15 protein-coding genes and 1 pseudogene are annotated in these 21,062 nt (G+C 59.1%); 13 read left to right on the forward strand and 3 right to left on the reverse strand.

Annotated elements, in window-relative coordinates; translation table 11 throughout:
* Positions 1-171 precede the first annotated feature (171 nt).
* Together PM3016_RS05710 and PM3016_RS05715 are read right to left on the reverse strand one after the other, a co-directional pair.
* Complete coding sequence (locus PM3016_RS05710; protein ID WP_014368723.1) at positions 172-1,737, reverse strand: S-layer homology domain-containing protein; 1,566 nt, start codon at positions 1,735-1,737, stop codon at positions 172-174.
* A 516-nt stretch (positions 1,738-2,253) separates the two neighbouring features.
* Complete coding sequence (locus tag PM3016_RS05715; RefSeq protein WP_013917402.1) at positions 2,254-3,420, reverse strand: MFS transporter; 1,167 nt, start codon at positions 3,418-3,420, stop codon at positions 2,254-2,256.
* A gap of 272 nt (positions 3,421-3,692) precedes the next feature.
* Between PM3016_RS05715 and PM3016_RS05720 the strand changes: the two genes are divergently transcribed.
* The 9 genes and pseudogenes from PM3016_RS05720 (at position 3,693) to PM3016_RS05760 (ending at position 14,216) form a co-directional block, all read left to right on the forward strand.
* A complete protein-coding gene (locus PM3016_RS05720) occupies positions 3,693-4,127 on the forward strand; it encodes a hypothetical protein (protein WP_238540449.1) in 435 nt (144 codons plus the stop codon).
* Between the two features lie 71 nt (positions 4,128-4,198).
* Positions 4,199-5,347, forward strand: a complete 1,149-nt coding sequence (locus PM3016_RS05725) for a transglutaminase domain-containing protein (protein ID WP_014368725.1) — start codon at positions 4,199-4,201, stop codon at positions 5,345-5,347.
* Between the two features lie 151 nt (positions 5,348-5,498).
* Positions 5,499-6,218, forward strand: a complete 720-nt coding sequence (locus PM3016_RS05730) for an HAD-IA family hydrolase (RefSeq protein ID WP_014368726.1) — start codon at positions 5,499-5,501, stop codon at positions 6,216-6,218.
* Between the two features lie 40 nt (positions 6,219-6,258).
* Positions 6,259-8,298: a peptidoglycan D,D-transpeptidase FtsI family protein gene (locus tag PM3016_RS05735; RefSeq protein ID WP_014368727.1), complete on the forward strand. Its 2,040-nt coding sequence runs from the start codon at positions 6,259-6,261 to the stop codon at positions 8,296-8,298.
* 2 nt (positions 8,299-8,300) lie between these two features.
* The gene (locus PM3016_RS05740; RefSeq protein WP_014368728.1) at positions 8,301-10,355 is read left to right on the forward strand and encodes a peptidoglycan D,D-transpeptidase FtsI family protein; all 2,055 of its coding nucleotides are present in this window, start codon (positions 8,301-8,303) and stop codon (positions 10,353-10,355) included.
* 196 nt (positions 10,356-10,551) lie between these two features.
* On the forward strand, positions 10,552-11,535 hold the full coding sequence (locus tag PM3016_RS05745; RefSeq protein ID WP_013917409.1) for a metal ABC transporter solute-binding protein, Zn/Mn family: 984 nt from the start codon (positions 10,552-10,554) through the stop codon (positions 11,533-11,535).
* A gap of 62 nt (positions 11,536-11,597) precedes the next feature.
* A complete protein-coding gene (locus tag PM3016_RS05750) occupies positions 11,598-12,365 on the forward strand; it encodes a metal ABC transporter ATP-binding protein (protein WP_014368729.1) in 768 nt (255 codons plus the stop codon).
* Positions 12,366-12,370: 5 nt separating this feature from the next.
* Positions 12,371-13,338 (forward strand): annotated as a pseudogene (locus PM3016_RS05755) (metal ABC transporter permease).
* Positions 13,335-14,216, forward strand: a complete 882-nt coding sequence (locus tag PM3016_RS05760) for a metal ABC transporter permease (RefSeq protein ID WP_014368730.1) — start codon at positions 13,335-13,337, stop codon at positions 14,214-14,216. Before PM3016_RS05755 ends, PM3016_RS05760 begins: the two are co-directional and overlap by 4 nt.
* Before the next feature lie 357 nt (positions 14,217-14,573).
* Here PM3016_RS05760 and PM3016_RS05765 read toward each other — a convergent pair whose 3' ends face one another.
* A complete protein-coding gene (locus PM3016_RS05765) occupies positions 14,574-15,413 on the reverse strand; it encodes a sugar phosphate isomerase/epimerase family protein (RefSeq protein WP_014368731.1) in 840 nt (279 codons plus the stop codon).
* Positions 15,414-15,657: 244 nt separating this feature from the next.
* Here PM3016_RS05765 and asnB point away from each other — a divergent pair, with 244 nt between their 5' ends.
* From asnB to PM3016_RS05785, 4 genes are all read left to right on the forward strand, one after another.
* Complete coding sequence (gene asnB, locus PM3016_RS05770) at positions 15,658-17,532, forward strand: asparagine synthase (glutamine-hydrolyzing) (RefSeq protein ID WP_014368732.1); 1,875 nt, start codon at positions 15,658-15,660, stop codon at positions 17,530-17,532.
* 220 nt (positions 17,533-17,752) lie between these two features.
* Positions 17,753-18,496, forward strand: a complete 744-nt coding sequence (locus PM3016_RS05775; RefSeq protein ID WP_013917415.1) for a Cof-type HAD-IIB family hydrolase — start codon at positions 17,753-17,755, stop codon at positions 18,494-18,496.
* Between the two features lie 34 nt (positions 18,497-18,530).
* Entirely contained in the window at positions 18,531-19,013 is a 483-nt protein-coding gene (locus tag PM3016_RS05780; protein ID WP_013917416.1) for a DUF456 domain-containing protein, read from the forward strand.
* Positions 19,014-19,075: 62 nt separating this feature from the next.
* Positions 19,076-20,737: a putative polysaccharide biosynthesis protein gene (locus PM3016_RS05785; RefSeq protein WP_014368733.1), complete on the forward strand. Its 1,662-nt coding sequence runs from the start codon at positions 19,076-19,078 to the stop codon at positions 20,735-20,737.
* The last annotated feature ends 325 nt before the right edge of the window (positions 20,738-21,062 follow it).

Below are 21,062 nucleotides of genomic sequence, written 5' to 3' on the forward strand. Positions count from 1 at the left end.
TGTAGTATAACCCCATTTCAGGCCTGCGCCCACTGCGCGAAGCACCGCATTTCCCAGGAAATGTCGAACGATGGGAAGCGCTTTATCTTCTGTGTGGCAATAAGAAAAAGACCTGACACGGGTGTCAGGTCTTTTTCTTGCGCAGTGCCGGTTTGACGCCGGCCTTGCGGATTAGTTGATGAATTTCGCTGTCGTCAGAAGACGCTTCAGCATCGTTGCCGCCTGTGCACGGGTAGCCGTGTCACGGGCACCCAGCGTGTCGTCGGTCAGGCCGTCGACGATACCGGATTTGATGGCTGTCGCTACTTCTTCTTCCGCCCATACGATCTCATCGGAGTCGGAGAATTTCGCCAGCAGGGAAGATTGCTCGGACGCGGTTACTTCAGGCTTGGCACCTGCGTAGTCCAGCGCGCGCACAACCATGGCTGCGAGTTCTTCGCGGTTGATCGTAGCGTTCGGACGGAACGTGCCGTCTTCGTAGCCGTCGATGATCTTAGCGTATACTGCGGAGTTCACCGTGCTGGAGAACCAGTCGGAGGATTCCACATCGCTGAAGGAAGAGCTGCCGGTCATCGGTGTAAGACCCAGGGAACGAACGACAAGAGCTGCGAACTCAGCGCGCGTGATGCTGCGCTCCGGTTCGAACGCCGTATCGGTTACGCCATCGACAACCAGCTTGTTCGCCAGCAGTTCGATGTTGTTCTGTGCCCAGTGGCCGCTTACGTCACCGAAGCTCTTGTCGAGCTTGATCACAGCGTATACGCTGTTGCCGTTGCGCTTCAGGTCGGCATACGTGGAGCTGAATACCGTAGGAACGAAGGACAGCTTGTTCGTCGTCGTGTCGATCAGTACGCCTGTTGCCGAATCCGCATCAACGGAAGCAGGCAGAGGCAGGTAGCGGGATACATAATTGCTGCCGAGGTTCACGGCAACGGAAGCATTGTTCTTGCCTACAGCCGTCAGGTTGAAGTCTACTGCTCCAGCAACGACTTCACCGCCCAGGGCTTTGGCCGAAGATGCCACGCTGTCCGCGATCGCCTGGCTAGCCTTGGCAACCGTTACCTTCACGTTCACATCGTCCGTCGTTGCGGACAGCTGGGAAGCCAGGTCCTTCACGTTCAGAACGCTGATCGGCAGCACATAGGAGCCGTTCGTGCTCTTGACAATGATGACTTTACCGCCGGAAGTGAAGCCCACAAGTGCCTTGGCAGGGATCAGTGCAAAGTCGCCTGTAATGTTGATCGTTACCGTGTTGTACTGGTTCAGCGAGCTGATGAGCTGGTCTGCGTTCACGGAACCGTCGGAGTTCGCGGAGATCTCACCGGCACCGGAAGTGCTGCCGCCGCCGGCCCAACCGCCGCCACCAGGACTGTTTTTAGAGCGGTAGACAGTCTGGTATACCGAGCTGTTTACATTGTTGGGGTCGTTAAACTTCAATTTCACGTAGTTGTAGGTTCCCACATCCGAAGTGAACTTGAAGTATACAGCGCCGTTAACGTCTTTGCTGCTGTATGTAACGTCGGCGACATCCAACAGAGTACCTTCCGGCGAGTAAGCATAGACGCTCGGATAGACGCTGTTATAAACATCGAGGTAGACTTGGCCGGTGACCGTGCCTTTCTTATAGCTCGTGCCGCTGCTGAATCCCGCCCCGAAAGCGAGCACCGGGAGCAGTACGGAGATGATCAGCATGAGAACAGTGACTTGCGCTGTCTTCTGAAGAACAGCAGGCTTCATTCGGGTTTCACTCCTATTCTGGTTTACAAATAATGAAGAAGAATCTGTGGAACGATGAACAAATTTCCTGGACAAATGCTTTTTCACCTCCTTCTTTTCCATAATCTTCTTTTAGATGACTTCGACTGGACACGCTAGTTTATGTCCGTCCTGCCATTTTTGCCCTGCGTTAATGAGGCAGTCTTAGGGGTATTACCCAAGCTCGTCCAGTACGAAACACCTCGGTTACCTAACGCAGGTTCATATTTAAAGGTTGCAGAATAGGAGGCCAAAACGGCCTTGGTCCTACATAAATAGGGAATACGTACCAATTTATCCAGGGTTGAGAATAGCAAAGAAAGCCGTCCTGAATGGGACGGCCTCGCTGCTTGTATAAATTGACCTTATTATGCGCCTGCCTTGGACCATAGAAAGGGGCTTTCTTGTTCGTCCTCGGAGGATCGGGGTTCACCTCAAAGCGGGTTCCAGCCGATTCGTCTTTTTGCCCCGTGCCTTCTGATACATGGTCGGCTGATTCTAGGCCTGTACAGGCGTCCGCGTGGCACGCAGGGGGAGCAGGGACAGGGCCACCATCAGGCATAAGAAGGCCAGGAAGTACGAGGAGACGTGCGTGCGCAGATGACCGGCCAGCATGGGACCGATGAAGGCGCCGATCGAGTAGGAGATGGAGAGCAGGGAGAACACACGGCCGTACCGTTGGGAGGTCGTGGATGCCGCCAGCAGGGAGGCGATGGCCGGGAAGATCACCCCTTTGGCCATGCCGATCAGGATCAGGGACGCATACATCGGCAGGGGCCACTTCACGGACATCCCGAAGAAAATGATCGCGAGCGCGAGAGCGCCGTAAGAAACCCGGATCAGCGGGGCGATCCGGCTGAGGAACAGCATGCTCAGCGTCACGAGCGCCCCGAGGCTGACCAGCGAGAAGAAGACGCCGGAGGTGAGGATGGAGCCGTGCGTCTCCTTCATGAGCGGCAGCTCGAAGAAGAGAATGCCCTGGGAGCAGGAGATCGACAAGGGCACGCTGAAGAACAGCCAGGGGATGGACGAGCCCCGTCCGCTTGCTGGACCTGGCAGGGCCGCGTCCCCGCTCCCGGAGGCTGGGGAAGCGAACAGCTCGGCCGCCGCCTTCTTGTACCGGCTCTCCTTCACGCCGAACCAGGCAAGCAGTCCGGTGACAATGAGTCCCCAGCCGAGGAAGGTGAAGGAGCGCTCGAAGCCGAACTGGGCGACAAGGTAAGCGCCGGCCGCCGGACTAAGCACCGACGCTATGGTGTGAACCATGCCGTTGCCGGCCATGAGCTTGCCCTGCTGCACCTGATCCGAGGCGAGCTTGGCCAGAAGCGAAAGGCATGCGGGCGAGAGAAACGCGAGCACGAAGCCGCTGATGGAGCGGATGTAGAGCAGATCCCAAGGGTCGCTGACCTTCGATTGGGCGAGCAGCACCAGGCCGGCAATCAGGAGGCTGAAGACGATGAAGGGCTTGCTGCCGTATTTGTCGACCCCGTATCCGGCCAAGAGATTGCCCGGAATATGGGTGATCGAGTAGACGCCGAGGATCAGCCCGATAAAGGACGGTGCCGCGCCGAGCGAGATGGCGAACGGGGAGAGGATCGGATATTGGGCGTGGAGATCGAAGAATGCGACGAACATGAACAAATAGAGCCATACGGCCGTTTTCACCTGAATCACCTCACAATCATTGGTTGTCCTTTAGGAGTCCTTCTCCATCTTACGTAGAGGGAGAGGCCGTTAGTACAAGGATTTGTCCTGGCTGAAACCGTACGCGCTTCCACGCGTTTTACTTAGGGAAGTCGGTGCGGAGTGCCCCTGATCTTTTCCAAAAAAAAGTAATGAAGAGTCCCCGGCGGCTGTTGTATGATGAGAAAGCGTGGAAGCAGGACAGGGAAGTGCAGCAGGCTAAAAGTGTAAGCGGAAAAGGGAGAGAGTCGAACGTGGAGTTCTTAACGGAGTTCATGGCGCAGCGCTGGTATGTCATTGCAGGCGCATTGGTCATACTGTTTCTAGTGATCAAACTGGTAAAAACCGTCATCAAGTGGGTCATTATTCTGGCCATTGTGGCGGCCGTCTATTTCTATGGAGCAAGCTATAAGGACCAGCTGCTGGAGTACGGATCCGCTCTCGGCACCAAGGTAGCGGCCGATGTGAAGAACCAGGCCCTAAAGACAGTCACCGAGGAAGCGAAGGAAGCGAAGTATACGCAGAACCCGGACGGCACCTTTACCGTCAAGACCAAGAGCGTCCGGATCGACGGCAAGCCGGGGGCGAGCGACGTGCAGGTGACCTTCATGAATCAGACGTTCACCCTCAAGGTGGATGATGTGCTGAAGCGGTTCATCGAGCAGGCCAAAACGGGAGCGGCAGGATAAGCCTGACTTTCGGCTGGATTGTAGGACGAAGCGGCCGGCGGCCGAACTCAGAGGTACGGAGGTGAAGACGGATGAACGTGTGGAGTTATGTGAGCGGGCTCAATCTGGTCACGGTGCTGATCGCCCTGGTCTTCGGAATCTCGGTGCTGCAGGGGCTGCTCCGAGGGGCAACTTCCTCGGCCAAACGGCTTGCGCTCATGGTCACGGAAGGGGCGGCCACACTGCTTGGCCTCTTCCTCTCCTGGGAGCTGACCGAATGGGCGTCTCCGCAGGTCCAGCTGTGGCTGGCCTCCCGGACTCTGTCCATACCACCCGCGGAACTGGGCTTCTGGGAGCAGCTGTACTATACGGGCGTGACGGGGCTGCGGGATTTTTCGCTCCTGCGCTTTGCCCTCCTGTTCGTTATCGGTTACGGCCTCATCAAGCAGCTGCTCTACCGGCTGATCGATCCGTTCGTGGACAGCTGGCTCTCCGAGCCGGCGCCGCCGGGGAGGCAGCGCACGGCCCCGTCCTTCCTGAGCTCGCTCGTCGGCGGAGTGATCGGAGCCGTCACGGGAGCAGGCCGCAGCCTTCTCATGATTGCGCTGCTCTTCATTCTGACGACGCTGCTGCCTCAGACGCCGTTGACCTCGTATATCGGCGCGTCGGAGCTGTACCGCAAAGGGGCGACGGAAGTGATCCGTCCGGTCACCGGGGACTTCATCGAACAGCGTCTTCCGGTGTTCACCCGGCAGGTCGAGGAGGAATTCGCCTCTATCCTTCAGCGCAAGTACGAATTGGTGGACGCCCATATCCCCGGCAATATTGCCGACGCTGCCAAGGAAATTGCGGCGAAGGGCAGGAATGACGAAGAGAAGGCGAAGCTTCTCTACCAATGGGTCGGCACCCGGGTGAAGTACGACTGGGAGAAGGTGCGGCTCTACGAGGAGCAGCGGATCTGGAAGGAGCAGACGCCGGAAGAGACCTTTGCCACCAAGGCGGGCGTGTGCATTGACTTCTCCCGCCTGTATGCGGTGATGGCAAGGTCCATCGGGCTGGATGTGAAGGTGGTGACCGGTCTCGGCTACGACGGGAGAGGCGGGTACGGGCCGCATGCGTGGAACGAGGTCTATCTTGCCGAGGACCAAAAGTGGGTTCCGCTGGATTCCACCTGGGTCGCTTCGGGCGGCAACTGGTTTAATCCTCCGAATTTTCAGGAGACGCATATCAAGGAAGTGTGAGGAAGTACAACCGATGCGGGACATACCGGGGAACCGGGGTGGCGTCAGGCCTGGAAGAAGCCCAGAGGGGCTCTCCTCCGGGTCTTTTTTAACCTGCCACGGATTTGTGGTACACTGAAACACGGCAGAAGGAAAGGTCAGGTGTGTTCGGTTGGCGCTAAGCAAACGATTGGATGAGTATAAAGCGGTCTTCTTTGACGTGGGCGATACGCTGCTGACGATTCCGGCGGCTCAGGTGATCATGGGGCGGTTTCTCGCCGCGCGTGATTTTCATCCGGACGAAGCCCGGATCGGCGAACTTTTTACGGAGGCCTTTCGTCTATTTTATTACGGAAAAGAAGTCGGGGCCTTCGAGGCGTGCACGCCGGAAACCGACCGGCAGTTCTGGATCCGGCTTTATGGCTATATTCTCGAGCATCTGGGCGTGGAAGAACAGAAGTGGACCCCGGAGCAGGTGCACGCCTGCTGCCATGAGCTCTATGATCTGTTTACCTCGCCGGAGCATTATTCTCTCTTTGCCGATGTGCAGGAGGTGCTGGCATCGCTTCAGGCCCGCGGGCTGCGGCTGGGCGTGATTTCGAACTTCGCTCCGACGCTGCCGGCCATACTGGAGAGCAAAGGAATTCTGCACTTTTTTGACCCTGTGGTGGTTTCGACGCTGGCGGGACTGGAGAAGCCGGACCCGGCAATCTTCACCCTGGCCTTGAAGGAGGCGGGACTTCACCCCTCCGACGTGCTCTATGTGGGAGACCATGACATCAACGACGTCTGGGCGCCGAACCAGGTGGGCATCGATGCCGTCAAAATCCTGAGATACGAGTATCATTCCGGGACGGGTATCCGTTCCCTGAGGGAGCTGCTGGACTCATAATTTTTTTAAAAAATTTATCCAACAAGAGGTTTATGAGCAGATGATGACATCATTCCGATCGAAGGAGCCGGGCAAGCGTCCGTGGGATTCACGTCGCGCGCGGGTGAATGTGCTGTTTTTTATCGTATTCGTGATGTTCTCGATCCTCGTCGTCCGGCTGGCGACACTGCAGTTTGTCCAGGGGGATGAGCTCAAGCAGGCGGAGACGGAGTTCACCGAGAGCTCAACGCCGATCGCCCCGATCCGCGGCAATATCTTCGACCGCAACGGGGCTCCGCTGGCTTACACGGTGTCGACGCAGTCGCTCTTTTTCCGCATTACCGAGGGCGATCTCTCCGAGCGGATGGACGAGATTATCGCGCTGGCGGGAGAGCTTGAGAAGATCTTCGCGAATTACGGCAACAAGAACTTGAAGCCGCTGACCGCAGCGGAGATCGTGGAGCGGATGGACGTCGGCTTTGACATCAACAAGCAGGAAACCAAGATTAACGGCTATTCCTACATGCCGCGGCGCATCAAGTCGGACTTGACCGCCGAGGAGATCGCGTATCTGCTGGAACACCGCGACGAGCTGAAGTGGCTTGAGGTCACAGAGGAAAGCGCCAGAGTGTACGATGAACGCAACCTGGCCGTGCATTTGATCGGGTATCTTCGGCCCTTCTCCGCCGCGGTGAATGTGGAGAACTCCTACCTGAGCACCTATCGGGACAAAAAGGACGAATACCTTGGGGATGAATACGTCGGGTATGACGGCTTGGAGTTCCTGTATCAGGAAGAGCTCAGGGGAGAGAACGGAACCAAGTCCTATCCGGTCAACGCCGCCCAGAAGATCACCGGTCCTTATACGCTCACACCGCCGATCAAAGGCAACAACCTGATCCTCTCGATGGACCGGGAGGTGCAGCAGGTGGCCGAGGATGCGGTGACAGAGCATCTGGCCGCAATGAAGAGAGCTTCAGGCGGCTCCGTTCTGGGCCAGGGCCGGGAAGCGGTGGCCGGCTATGCCGTAGCCATGGAGGTGGATACGGGCAAAGTCATGGCCATGGCCTCGATGCCGGATTACGATCCGAATATCTGGCATGGCGGGGTGTCGGGCGGGGAGTGGAACGAGATCCGCTGCCGGTACCTGAACGGGGCGATCCGGGAACGCTGCGCGGATGTGCCGGAGAAGGAGATCAGCAAGCATCCGCCTTCGCTGGTGCCGCTCGGCTCCACGATCAAACCGCTTACCGTGCTGCTCGGACTGAACGAGAAGCTGTTCGCTCCGTATGAGACGTACAATGACACGGGCACCTACACGTACGGCAAAGATAAGAGCCGGGTGAACAACTCGGGCTTCAAGTCATATGGGCCGATCAATGCATCAAAGGCCATCGAGGTGTCGTCGAATACCTTCATGGCGGCGATGATCGGCGAGAGGCTTTACAACCGCGGAGGCAGCCCGCTCGACGTATGGGATCAATACATGAAGAAGTTCGGTCTCGGCGTCCGGACCGGAAGCGATCTTCCAGGCGAGAGCCCGGGCGATATCTATTATTACGATACGGTCAAGCAGGCCAGTACGCAGGCGGCGCTTGTCCAGGCCTCCTTCGGCCAGCAGGGACGCTATACCGCCCTGCAGCTGGCCCAGTACACGGCGATGCTGGCCAATAAGGGCAAGCGGCTGAAGCCGCTGTTCGTGGACCGGATCGTCACGTACGACAACAAGCAGGTGGTCAAGGAAATCCAGCCGGAGGTCCTGGGCCAGGAGACGTACCCTGACACGTATTGGAACGTCATTCACCAGGGGATGCTCAAGGTGTCGAAGACCGGCTTCGAAGGCAGCGAGGCGGATTACACCGTCGCTGCGAAGACGGGGACCTCCCAGATGTCGGTGGCCGGCAAGAGCCTGGAGAACGCCGTATTCATCGCCTATGCCCCGGCGGAGAAGCCGAAGCTGGCTGTGGCGGTCGTCGTGCCCGAAGGCGGGTACGGGGCTTACGGCGCGGCGCCTATTGCCAGGAAGATTTTTGATGCTTACAATGAACGCATAGGGCTTTACGGCACGCCGAAGGTCCCTGCAGGAGAGGAGCCGCAGTAAGGATGAAAAAGCCGATCGAGATGGAAGATCCGACCAAACAGGAAACGTCGAAACGCCGCCATTTTACCATACGTATCAATTTGTTCTTCTTCTTTACCTTCTTCCTGTTCTCCGTCCTGATCGTGCGCCTTGCGATGCTCCAATTCGTCGAGGGGAAAGAACTGAAAGCGGAAAAAGAAGAGATCAACAAAGCGAACACGCCGATCGCTCCCATCCGCGGTAATATCTATGACCGGCAGAAGGTGCCGCTGGCTTATACGACATCCACGCAGTCGCTGTATTTTCGGATCGAGCAGAACCAGCCCAAGGATGAGGTCGTGGCTCTCGCACAGGAGCTGGCAAGAATCTTCTCCTTGTACGGGCGTTCAGGTGAGAAGCAGCCTACCGCTGAAGAAATCATTATCGAGATGGACGTCGGCTATGATCTCAACAAGCAGAAAACCAATGACGCGCCGAGTTATTACTCCGTTCCCCGTCGGCTCAAGACCGACCTCTCCAAGGAAGAGATCGCTTATCTGATGGAGCACCGGGATGAGCTGAAGTGGCTGGAGATCATGGAGGAGAGCATCCGGCAGTACGACTATGAGAACACGCCGGCTGTCCAGCTTATTGGATACATGCGGCAGTTCTCCAAAGCTCGTGCGTCCAACCTGAATCTGGATCTCTACAAAGACAAAACGAAGACCGAGGGATACCTTGATACAGAGTATGTTGGCTACGACGGGATCGAGTACATGTACCAGGAGGAGCTCCGGGGCAAGAACGGTTTCAAGACATATCCCGTGAACGCCGCCCATAAGATCATCGGCAAGGTGGATGTTACCGCTCCAACCAAGGGGAACAATCTGTACCTGACCATCGACCGGAACGTGCAGCTTGCTACCGAGAAGGCGATAACCGACCATTTGGCATGGTTAAAGGGGCCTGCGCGATCCAACCGGTATGCGGCCAAGGGCTCGAATGCGGTAGCCGGCTATGCGGTGGCCATTGAAGTCAAGACCGGCAAAGTCGTGACGATGGCGAGCATGCCGGATTATGACCCGAAGGTCTGGTCCGGACCGATCTCGAGTGAAAAGTATGCCGAGATCCAGTCGAAGATCAACAATGGAACGATCACAACGGCTTATCCGGACTATCCCGAAGACAAACTCAAATACCACCCGACGTCCATCGTATACATGGGCTCGGTCGTTAAGCCGCTGTCCGTGCTGATCGGGCTGAATGAAGGGCTGTTCACTACGAATACGGTCTATCAAGATACCGGGGTCTTCACGTACGGGAAGGACAACAATGCAAAGCTGTCTAACTCCGACGGTGCGGCCTGGGGGAAGATTAATGCCACAGATGCCATTTGGCACTCTTCCAACACCTTCATGTCGGCGATGATCGGCCACGAGCTGCACCGAAGGAAGGGCACGGAGGCTGTCACGATTTGGAAAGACTATCTGGCCAAATTCGGGCTGGGTGTGACTACGGGCAGCGGTTTGCACCGGGAGTACGCAGGACTCAGCGAATTCGAGACCAATACGAAGGAATCCGTCCAGCAGCGGATGGTCTTCGCGTCCTGGGGACAGAACGAGAAGTATACGACGCTGCAGCTGGCTCAATATGCGACAACGCTGGCTACGAAAGGGGAGCGGCTGAAGCCGCTGCTTGTAGACCGGATCGAGACATATGAGGGTCAGCTGATCAAGGAATTCAACGAGAAGGTTGTCCTCGATAAGACGGAATTCCCCAAAACGTATTGGGACGCGGTCATCAGAGGGATGGCTAAGGTCGGCGTGCAGGGCTTCGATGACTTCCCATATACGCTTGCCCGCAAAACAGGTACCTCCACCCAGCGCGTGGCCGGCGGCAAGGAGATCGACAACGCCGTCTTCATCGCCTTCGCTCCGATTGAGGATCCAAAGCTGGCCGTGGCGGTCGTTGTACCCGAAGGGGGCTTCGGCTCCTACGGTGCCGCTCCCATCGCGCGCAAAATCTTTGACGCCTACGACCAGTACTATGGTCTGGACGGCAAACCCAAAGGGCCCAAAACACCGGTCACCACTCCATAACGTTTGTCCGGAAGCCTTCCTCGACGGAAGGCTTTCTTTTTTTGAGATAATTGTTGCACAAGGGAAACATATTTGTATATAATAAAAATATAGTCGGGCGGGCAATAATCATTGTCCCGTACAACAATCGTTATCGTGTACAACAAAGAAGGACTGAGACAACTTTTTGGCACCATATACATGGAGGAATAATACTATGACTAAGATTGGAGCGAAGGCCGTGAAACCGAAGAAACCTATGCCGTCCTCATGGAAACGATTCATTATGACGATTTTGTTCCTTGGTTTGGCCGTAGGCCTTACCGCCTGCGGATCGGATGAACCGATACAAGCCGGGGTGTCCGGGAAATTAAAAATAACGGCGACGATCGGCATGATTGCGGATATCGCGCGCGAGGTCGGCGGAGATCACGTGGAAGTGACGGGGCTGATGAAAGCAGGGGTCGACCCCCATCTGTATAAGGCCTCGCAGGGGGATGTCAAGAAGCTGGAGCAGGCGGATCTTATTCTGTATAACGGGCTGCACCTGGAAGGGAAGATGGTCGAGATCTTCGAGAACATGCAGAAAACGAAGCCTACGGTGGCGGTCTCGAAGAACATTCCGGAATCGAAGCTGCGCAGCATGGATGACGGCACGGCCTCGCATGACCCGCATATCTGGTTCGATGTCAAGCATTGGATGACGGCGACGGAGACCGTCAGGGACGAACTCGTCAAGCTGGACGCCGCGCATGCGGAGGACTACAAGAAGAGTGCGGAAACGTATCTTGGCAAGCTGAAGGAGCTCGATGCCTACGCCAAGGAGCAGATCGCTTCGATTCCCGAGGGGCAGCGGGTTCTGGTGACGGCGCACGATGCCTTCGGATATTTCGGGGATGCCTACGGCATCAAGGTCATGGGCCTGCAGGGCATATCGACCGCATCGGAGCCGGGCTCCAAGGACGTCATCGATCTGAGGGACTATCTTGTGAAGAACAAGATCAAAGCGGTATTCGTCGAATCCAGCGTGCCCAAGAAATCCATCGAGGCGATGATTGAAGGGGCCAAGAAGCAGGGACATGACATTGTGATCGGCGGAGAGCTGTTCTCCGACGCAATGGGCGAAGAAGGAACGGCTGAGGGTACGTACTTAGGCATGGTGCGGCATAATGTCGACACGATCGTCAAAGCTTTGAAGTAACGTTGACGGCACACATATAGATACGGGCGTCTGGAGCCCGGCAGGAAGAGGAGTGAAGCGTTATGGGAGCGTCGTTGTCACCATTGTCGGTTAAAGGCTTGACGGTAGCCTATCAGAAGAAACCGGTGCTGCGGGATATCGGATTCGAGATTCCCGAAGGCAAATTGATCGGAATCGTAGGACCGAACGGAGCGGGCAAGTCGACCCTGATCAAAGCCGTTCTGGGACTGATCCCGCGAGCATCCGGCCAAGTCTCGATCTACGGCAGACCGTACACGGAGCAGAGAAAACTCATCGGCTATGTGCCCCAGCGCGAATCGGTGGATTGGGACTTTCCGACCTCGGCCCTGGACGTGGTCATGATGGGCCGCTACGGCCATCTTGGCTGGTTCAAGCGGCCCGGGGCGAAGGAGCGGGAACTCGCGATGGACTGCCTCGAGAAGGTCGGGATGGCCGACTTCGCGGGCCGGCAGATCTCGCAGCTCTCCGGCGGACAGCAGCAGCGGATCTTCCTTGCACGGGCACTAGCGCAGGATGCCAGGCTGTATTTTATGGATGAGCCCTTCGTCGGTGTGGATGCGGCTACGGAGAAAGCCATCATTACACTGCTCAATGAGCTCAAGAAGCAGGGCAAGACCGTTCTCGTCGTCCATCACGACCTGGCCACGGTCAAGGAATACTTTGACTGGATTCTGCTGCTGAACGTGGAGCTCATGGGCATTGGTCCGGTCGGCGAATGGTTCACCAAGGAGCATCTGCAGCGCACGTACGGCGGACGTCTCGCGCTGCTGGACAGGGACGATGACGCGGTCATCGTCTCGGCGAGGTGACGGCTATGCTGACACTGCTCTTCGAGATGTTCCGCGATCCCAACGCCCAGTGGATTCTCCTGGGCAGCATGCTGCTCGGCCTCAGCAGCGGCGTGCTCGGCAGCTTCGCTTACCTCCGCAAGCAGAGCCTTTGGGGGATGCGCTGGCCCACGCCGCCCTGCCGGGCGTATGCATCGCCTTCATGCTGACGGGCACGAAGTCGATCTTCTTCTTCCTGATCGGCGCGGTGATCGCCGGCTTGGCCGCCACCTTCGGCATCGGATATGTCACACGCCATACCCGGATCAAGCAGGATTCGGCCCTCGGCATCGTCCTCTCGGTCTTCTTCGGACTCGGCATCGTGCTGCTGACGAAGATCCAGCATGGGGGCAGCGGCAATCAAAGCGGGCTCGACAAGTTCCTGTTCGGGCAGGCGGCCTCCATGGTGCACAGGGACGTCGTCACGATGGCCATCGTCGCCGTGCTGCTCGTGCTGGTCTGCACGCTGCTCTTCAAGGAGTTCAAGCTGCTGAGCTTTGATCAGGGCTTTGCCAAAGGGATCGGACTGCCCGTCGCATTCCTCGACCAGTTCATGATGTTCCTGATCGTAGTGGCGGTGGTCGTCGGCATTCAGACCGTAGGCGTCGTGCTGATGTCCGCGCTGCTGATTACGCCGGCCGTATCGGCCCGCTATTGGACCGAGCGCCTTGGCGTCATGGTTGCCTTATCGGGCGCCTTCGGGGCGGTGAGCGGTTTCCTCGGCACCTGGATCAGCGGAGCGGCCAATAATCTGCCGACCGGCCCCCTCAGTGTGCTGTCGGCGACGGCGCTGTTCGTGGTGTCGGTGCTGTTCGCTCCCCGGCGAGGCCTTGTGGCCAAGCTGCTCGAGCGGGCTGCGGTAAAAAAGGAGATCGTGCGGGAATTGAGGCCCCAAGCGCAGCTGCACAGCGTGCAGCAGACGGCTTCGGCAGCAGGAGAGGAGAGAGGCTCATGAATGATTTCTGGATTATCCTGACGGCCTGCCTGGTCGCCTGCTCTTGCAGCATTCTTGGCTGCTTCCTCGTGCTTCGCCGCATGGCGATGATCGGAGACGCGATCTCGCACTCCGTCCTGCCGGGTATCGTCATCGCGTTCCTGCTCAGCGGCTCGCGAGATTCCCTGTTCATGATGCTGGGCGCTTCGGTCATCGGGCTCGTCACCGTGTTCCTCATCCAGTGGTTTCACCAGAGCGGCGTCCAGTCCGATGCCTCCATCGGCGTTGTCTTTACGGCCCTGTTCGCACTGGGCGTCCTGCTCGTCTCGCTGTATACGCGGCAGGTGGACCTTGATCTGGACTGCGTGCTCTACGGAGAGATCATCGCCGTCCCCTGGGAGACCCTGCAGGTGGGCGGCACGGATATCGGTCCCAAGGCGGTCTGGGCTCTGGGCCTCGTGCTCACTTTGAGCGTGGTGCTCATCAGCCTCTTCTACAAGCAGTTCAAAATCTGCGCGTTCGATCCGGCCATGGCCGCCGCTGTAGGCATTCCGGTAGCGCTGTTTCACTACCTGCTGATGGGCCTTGTCTCGGTAACGACGGTAGCCTCCTTCGAAAGCGTAGGCGCGATCCTCGTCGTAGGTATGCTCGTCGTCCCCGCGGCGACGGCTTACCTGCTGACCGAGGTGCTCAGCCGCATGATCATCTACAGCATGGGCATCGGCATCCTCAGCGCGGTCTCGGGATACTATGTCTCCGTGGTGCTGGACGCGTCCATCGCAGGCTGTATGATCACCATGGCCGGTGTCCTCTTCATCCTGGCCCTGCTCTTCTCCCCCTCGCACGGCGTCCTCGTCCGCAAGTGGCGGCAGAAGTGCGGCGCCGCCCGCACGGCCTGACAGAGGCCTGCGTATAGGCTCACAGCGCTAAAAAAGCTCCTTCCCGTACGATGGGAAGGAGCTTTTTACAGCCAAAGGGTGAGTACGTGGCGGCCTTGCTTTTCTTCCTGCCACCTGCTCACGAAATAGCGGAACAGGGGTATCTTATTCGGGTATTTCCCGTGATTTCCCGGCGGTTAACGGAACTCAGATGCCTTATGGGCTTCTGATTCGACGAAAAGCTTTTTTCTTCTGATTCTCCCCTTTCCTAAATCATTAGGAAAGGGGCTTTTCCTTTTGTGTTTTCTACTGCCCAGCGACGTATACCCTTTTTGAAAGTGACCTTTGAGCGAAGCTCAACGGAACGCAAAAAGGGTACTACGAGCATCTCCAAACCTTCACGAATCCTTCCCGCGACCGCGCGAGCAGCTCCTCCGCCGGCTCGGCCGGCGGCTGCGGCGTCAGGATCTCCTGCGCCACAACGCCCCGGTACCCAATCTCCTGCAGTCCCTGCAGGAAGGCCGCCAGATCGATCACGCCCTCGCCGGGGTACACGCGGTCATTATCGAGCACTTCGGAGACCGGCACATCCTTGGCATCGTTAATATGCACGTGCACAATCTGGTCCGCCCGCAGCTTCCGGATATCGTCGATGGTGCCGCCGGTCGTGTACCAATGATAGGCGTCGTACAGCAGGCCGACGTTGCTGCAGCCGATGGCATCGATCCAGTCGAGCGTCTCCTCTGGCGTCCAGATGAAAGGGTGCTTCCAGCGGGTACGCAGATGATGCGGGCCGACGAACTCGAGGCCGAGGCGGATGCCGTAAGCGCCCAGCATCTCGGCGCAGGTCCGCATCCGGCGGGTGGCCACCGCCATGAAGTGTGCCGACGGGTAGTCGGTCGATGGCAGCACATAGGTGCAGCAGCGCGTCACTCCGAGCTTGGCGGCCGCTTCCGCGTCCTTCACGAGACGGGGGAGACCGGCGCGGAACACCTCCTCCGACTGCCGCCATTCCGGAGACAGGCCGATGGAGCCGATGATCACGTCCTGCTCCTTCAGCACCTGCCGAACCCCTTCGGTTCCGGCGGCATCGATCCACGCTTCGAGCTCCGAGCCGCCGGCATCGACGGCACCGAACCCGTAGCGGGAAGCAAGCGAGACGAATTCCGGCAGGGGAGGGGTCTGGCCGAGTCCCGCCCGTGTAAGTCCTTTGATCATGAAGAACACGCTCCTTTTCACGTACGATAGATGGGGACAGCCCTGCAATAGGGAGCCCTTGGGCGCCTCCATTCTAACGAACGGGCGGCAGGCTGTCTACTCGGAAATCACGACATTCCCATGCAAAAGGGCGCCATTTCCTGAAAACGCTGCGAATATGCTATACTGTTGTATCGGACTATTACGTATGCGCTGACGGCGCGCCGCCTTGCGGACACCGCAGCTTGAGGAGGAAGAACACCATATGTGCGGGATCACCGGCGTGATGTATTTTGAGGACCGCGTACCGTCCCCGTCCCTGCTGAAGAGCATGACCGATTGTATTGAGCACCGGGGACCGGACGATATCGGATTTTGGAGCGAGAGCCGCATCGGGCTGGGATTTCGCCGCCTGTCCATCATCGACCTGAAAGAAGGCCACCAGCCGCTGGCCAATGAAGACGACACGGTATGGATCGCGTTCAACGGCGAGATCTATAACTATAAATACCTGCGCGACACGCTGCAGGCCAAAGGGCATCAGTTCAAGACGCACAGCGACACCGAGGTTATTGTACATATGTACGAAGAATACGGCGAGGACTGCGTGAAGCAGCTCCGCGGGATGTTCGGCTTCGTGATCTGGGACAAGCGCAAGCAGCGTCTGTTCGGTGCACGGGACCACTTCGGCATCAAGCCGTTCTATTACCGCAAGGACGGCAGCCGGTTCCTGTTCGGCTCGGAGATCAAGAGCATCCTGGCCGCCGGCGTGGAGCGCACGATTCACACGGAGAGCCTCCTCAACTATCTGACGTTCCAGTATGTGCCGGAGCCGACGACGATGTTCGAGGGCATCTTTAAGCTGCCGCCGGGACACAGCATCACGGTGACGGCAGACGGCCAAATGAATATCCGCCAGTATTGGGACTCCATGCTGGAGCCGCAGGAGCAGTCCCTGGAATCCTGCATCGAGCAGATCCGGGAGAAGCTGCAGGACTCCGTCGTCCACCACATGCAGAGTGACGTGGAGCGCGGCTGCTTCCTCTCCAGCGGGATCGACTCCACCGCGATTGCCGCCCACATGCGGCGCATCGAACCGATCCGCACCTTCTCGGTCGGCTTCGAAGGGGCGAACAACGAGACGATCATCGCCCGGCAGACGGCCCAGGCCCTCGGGACCGAGCACTACGAGAAGGTCATCACGCAGGAGGACTACTTTGCGACGCTGCCGAAGGCGGTATGGCATCAGGACGAGCCGGTAGCCGACCCGTCGGCGATTGCGCTCTACCACGTCGCACAGCTGGCACGCCAGCATGTGACGGTCGTCCTCTCCGGCGAGGGGGCGGACGAGCTGTTCGGCGGCTACCGCATCTACAACGAGCCGAACGCGCTGGCTCCGATTGAGCGGATGCCCTATCCGGTGAAGCGGATGCTGAACGCGCTGGCCCGTCTGCTGCCGGAAGGCGTCAAGGGACGCAACTACCTGCTGAGGGGGACGACACCGCTCGAGCAGCGATTCCTCGGCAACGCGAAGATTTTCAGCGAGGACATGAAGGCCGAGCTCGTGCGCGTCGACCGAGAGATGCTGCGCAGCTACAAGAATCCGGTGGAGATCGCCAAGAAGTTCTATGACAAGAGCGCTCACCTCGATCCGGTCTCCCGGATGCAGTACATCGATATGAACCTGTGGATGCCGGGAGACATTCTGATGAAGGCGGACAAAATGACGATGGCGCACTCGATCGAGCTCCGGGTGCCGTTCCTCGACGTGGAGCTGTACGAAGTGTCCCGCCGCATCCCGGCGAAGCACCGGATTGCCGGCGGCACCACGAAGTATGTGTTCCGCAAGGCGATGGAGGGCATCATTCCGGACAATATCCTGAACCGGCCGAAGCTCGGGTTCCCCGTACCGATGCGCGATTGGATGAAGGGCCCGCAGGGGAATGTCATCATGGAGCAGATCGCAGGCAGCGGCATTGAGGATTACATCCGCATGGACACCGTACGGAACATGCTGTCCGCGCACCGCAGCGGCCAGGGCGATTACGCCCGCCGCATCTGGACCGTCTATATGTTCGCGCTCTGGCACAGCACCTACATGGAGGAGCTGCCGAGCCCTTCGCTCGCGCACGCCCAGTAGGCCGCATCGGCAAGGGCCCTGGCCGGACAGAGTCGGCGGTTCGGCGCAGCACCTTCCTTGCATGCCGAAATATACCAGCAGGCACCACCCTGCAGCACCAACCAAAAACCACATGAAGTCCGCCGGGCAGGCAGAGGGGGACGGGATGGCATCCTGCCGGTAGCCTCTCCCGATATCCCTTACCTGCCAGCTGCCGGACTTCTCCGTATGGAGGAAACCCATGTCATCCTATAAACTCGTAGCACTTGATCTCGACGGCACGCTGCTGACGGACGACAAAGCGATCTCCGCAGAGAACCGTGCCGCTATCCTCGAAGCGACGGACCGCGGGGTGACGGTGGCTTTTTCCACCGGACGGGGCATTCAGAACGCGCTCCCCTATGTGGAGCAGCTTGGCCTGAAGTCGCCGATCGTCACCGTCAACGGAAGCGAGGTCTGGAAGGCGCCCGGCGTGCTCCATGAGCGCCATCTGCTCGACCGAGGGCTGCTGCGCCGGCTGCATGAGCTGTCGGTTCAGTATGATACGTGGTTCTGGGCCTACTGTGTCGGCGATATCTACAACAAAGACCGCTGGGCGACGGAGGCGGAGATCGAAGAGAATGAATGGCTCAAGTTCGGCTACTACGTCGAAAATACGGAAATCCTCGCCGCCATCCGCAAGGAGATCGAGAGCTGGGATCTGCTTGAGATCACCAATTCGCACCCGTTTAACATGGAGCTGAACCCCAAGGGCATCAGCAAAGCCAGCGGGCTTGAGCAGGTATGCGGCATGCTCGGGATTACGATGAAGGAAGTCATTGCCATGGGAGACAGCCTGAACGATGTCGCCATGATCCGCGCAGCGGGCCTCGGCGTCGCGATGGGCAACGCCCAGGAGGAAGTGAAGAAGCTGGCCGACCGGGTTACCGTTACGAATGAGGAGCACGGTGTGGCCAAGATCATCCGGGAGTATGTGCTGGACTAGAATGCCGGTGATATAGCAAAAGGGGGATACGCAGATGACGATTGCCGCTTGGACCATTATTGTACTGCTGTTCGCGGTAGGGATGGCGGGTGCCGTATACCCGATTCTCCCGGGAGCTCTGGCCATCTATGCCGCATTCTTCGTCTACGGCTTCATGATCGGCTGGGAACCGTTCGGGATGTGGTTCTGGATTGTGCAGACCACGCTGGTGGCGGTCCTGATGGTCGCCGATTATGCGGTCAATGCGCTCGGTGTGAAGAAGTTCGGCGGTAAAAAGGCCTCGGTCATCGGAAGCACGATCGGCCTTATCCTCGGACCGTTTCTCATCCCGGTAGTGGGCCTGCTCATCGGGCCGTTCCTCGGAGCGGTCATCGGAGAGCTCGTGACCGGCACGGAGCTGAGACAGGCGGTGCGGGCGGGTGTCGGCGCGCTGGTCGGGTTTTTCTCCGGCCTGGTGACGAAGGTGCTGCTGCAGGGCCTCATGATCGTCCTGTTCATTGCGTGGCTTGTTTTCTAAAATTAATCCGATAGGATCTGAATGCTCCGAAGTAAGCGGTCCGTGGGGAAGAAGGGAACCTTGTGTCGTCTAAAGATTCACTAGTCAAAGGAACGCTGATCCTGTCACTGGCTGCGCTGGTGGCCCGGGCGCTCGGCGTGATTCAGCGCATCCCGCTCGTGGCACTGCTGACCATGGCGGGGATGGCCCCTTACGGGGTCGCGTTCAACCTCTATTCCGTGCTGCTCGTCGTGGCCACCGCAGGCATTCCGAGCGCACTCAGCAAAATGATCTCCGAGCGCACCGCCCTTGGCCGGTACGCCGAAGCGGACCGCATCTACAAAGCGTCGCTGCAGTTTGCCGTAGGGGCGGGCATCGTCATGGCCCTGATCCTCTGGTTCGTGGCGCCGTCCTTCGCGGCAAGCAGCGAGCAGCCGAAGGCGGTCCTGGCGATCCGGGCGATCGCCCCGGCGCTGCTGCTGTTCCCGGTGATCGCCATCATGCGCGGCTACTTCCAGGGCCGCCGCATGATGGCGCCGAACGGGATCTCGCAGGTCATCGAGCAGATCTTCCGCGTGGTGACCTCGGTCGCGCTGGCTTATCTGCTGCTGGAGCGCGGTCTGGTCTACGCGGTAGCCGGGGCCTCGTTCGGCGGGGTGATCGGCGGCGTGGCCGCGCTCGCGGTCATGCTGTACTACGGCAGTAAGCTCCGCCGGCAGGACCAGCAGGAGCGGGGAACCATCCCGCCGGAGCAGAAGGCGGCCGCTGCGGCGCTCGGCGCCGGCACGATCTACAAGCAGCTGTTCCGCTTGTCCGTGCCGATCGTCATCTTCTCGGTCACCGTCACATTGGTGTACCTGATCGATTCGTGGCTCGCGACACCGCTGCTTAAGGGAGCGATGGGCGTAGAGGACGCCGGCCGTGTGCTCGGTATCCTGACCGGTCAGGCCCAGTCGCTGGCCGGCATCCCGATCATTCTGGCCGTGGCGCTCAGCCAATCGGTCGTGCCGATCATCTCCTCGGCCTATGCGCAGAACGACCTGAAGCAGGTGGCCGAGCAGACGGGCAAGGTGCTTCAGCTGTCGATACTGACCGGCCTGCCGGCCGTTCTCGTCATCGCGCTGGCCGCAAGGCCGTTGAACTTCTTCATCTTCGAGAACGAGGCGGGTACGCTGATCGACGACAGGTTCGCTCCCGGCGTCATTGCGGCCCTGACGGTGACCGCGATCTTCCAGATCGTGATGCAGACCTCCGGCGCCGTGCTGATGGGCATGGGCCGGATGAAGCCGCTCATGGCCGGCGTAGGCGTCGGGATCGCCGTCAAGCTTGCCGCTTCCTTCGCGCTGGTGCCGTTCTTCGGCATCTACGGCCTTGTCGCCGCTACCGCGCTGTGCTTCATCGTCATGGCGGCGATTAACCTCAGCGTGCTGCGCGGGGCGGTAGCCTACCGGGTGTTCGGCCTGCGCCGGTGGGCCGGCCTGGTCTTCTCCACGGCGGCGGTGACAGGCATCGGCATCGTGCTGGATGTGCTCTGCCGCGACGCCGTCAACCCGCTGGGCCACCTGCGGGCAGACAGCTTCCTGCAGGCTGTGATCATCTGCACCGTTACCGGCGCGGCCTACATCCTGCTCCTATTCCTGACGCGCGTAATGACGCTGCAGGACCTTGACCGGATGCCGGGACCGCTGCGGAAGCTGGCGAAGCCGCTGCAGCGCCGGCTCGGACGGCCCGGGCAGACCGGCTGACGGCTAACCGCGTCAAGGGCCGTACTGTGCGGCACGAGGCGAAATGCGGCTGCGGCCTCCTGCGCAGCTAGCGGGTCGCCGGCTTCGGCGGATACGCGGCCCTCTAGCGCTGCATCGATCAATGCTGCTGAGAGGACCCCCTTTACGCAGACACCAAAAGGCCCCGAACCGGCTCCTCTTAAAGAGGAGCCGGTTCGGGGCTGTTTGCATACTTCCGGGCCGGGGAGGCTCATTCCTGTACTGGAAGCTGCCGCCCAACCGCCGGTTTGATCCGTGCTGCCCTCCGGGGCGGGGATGGACCGGCCCAGGCTCATGGCATGCGCTT

It is taken from the genome of Paenibacillus mucilaginosus 3016 (assembly GCF_000250655.1).
GTDB classification, from domain to species: domain Bacteria; phylum Bacillota; class Bacilli; order Paenibacillales; family NBRC-103111; genus Paenibacillus_G; species Paenibacillus_G mucilaginosus.

Bases quoted from the DNA above. Each gene is read 5' to 3' on its own strand.
- PM3016_RS05735 (WP_014368727.1), top strand. From the start codon at position 6,259: ATGATGACATCATTCCGATCGAAGGAGCCGGGCAAGCGTCCGTGGGAT.
- PM3016_RS05765 (WP_014368731.1), bottom strand. From the start codon at position 15,413: ATGATCAAAGGACTTACACGGGCGGGACTCGGCCAGACCCCTCCCCTG.
- PM3016_RS05745 (WP_013917409.1), top strand. From the start codon at position 10,552: ATGACTAAGATTGGAGCGAAGGCCGTGAAACCGAAGAAACCTATGCCG.
- PM3016_RS05725 (WP_014368725.1), top strand. From the start codon at position 4,199: ATGAACGTGTGGAGTTATGTGAGCGGGCTCAATCTGGTCACGGTGCTG.
- PM3016_RS05750 (WP_014368729.1), top strand. From the start codon at position 11,598: ATGGGAGCGTCGTTGTCACCATTGTCGGTTAAAGGCTTGACGGTAGCC.
- PM3016_RS05710 (WP_014368723.1), bottom strand. From the start codon at position 1,737: ATGAAGCCTGCTGTTCTTCAGAAGACAGCGCAAGTCACTGTTCTCATG.
- PM3016_RS05780 (WP_013917416.1), top strand. From the start codon at position 18,531: ATGACGATTGCCGCTTGGACCATTATTGTACTGCTGTTCGCGGTAGGG.
- PM3016_RS05775 (WP_013917415.1), top strand. From the start codon at position 17,753: ATGTCATCCTATAAACTCGTAGCACTTGATCTCGACGGCACGCTGCTG.
- asnB (WP_014368732.1), top strand. From the start codon at position 15,658: ATGTGCGGGATCACCGGCGTGATGTATTTTGAGGACCGCGTACCGTCC.
- PM3016_RS05760 (WP_014368730.1), top strand. From the start codon at position 13,335: ATGAATGATTTCTGGATTATCCTGACGGCCTGCCTGGTCGCCTGCTCT.
- PM3016_RS05740 (WP_014368728.1), top strand. From the start codon at position 8,301: ATGAAAAAGCCGATCGAGATGGAAGATCCGACCAAACAGGAAACGTCG.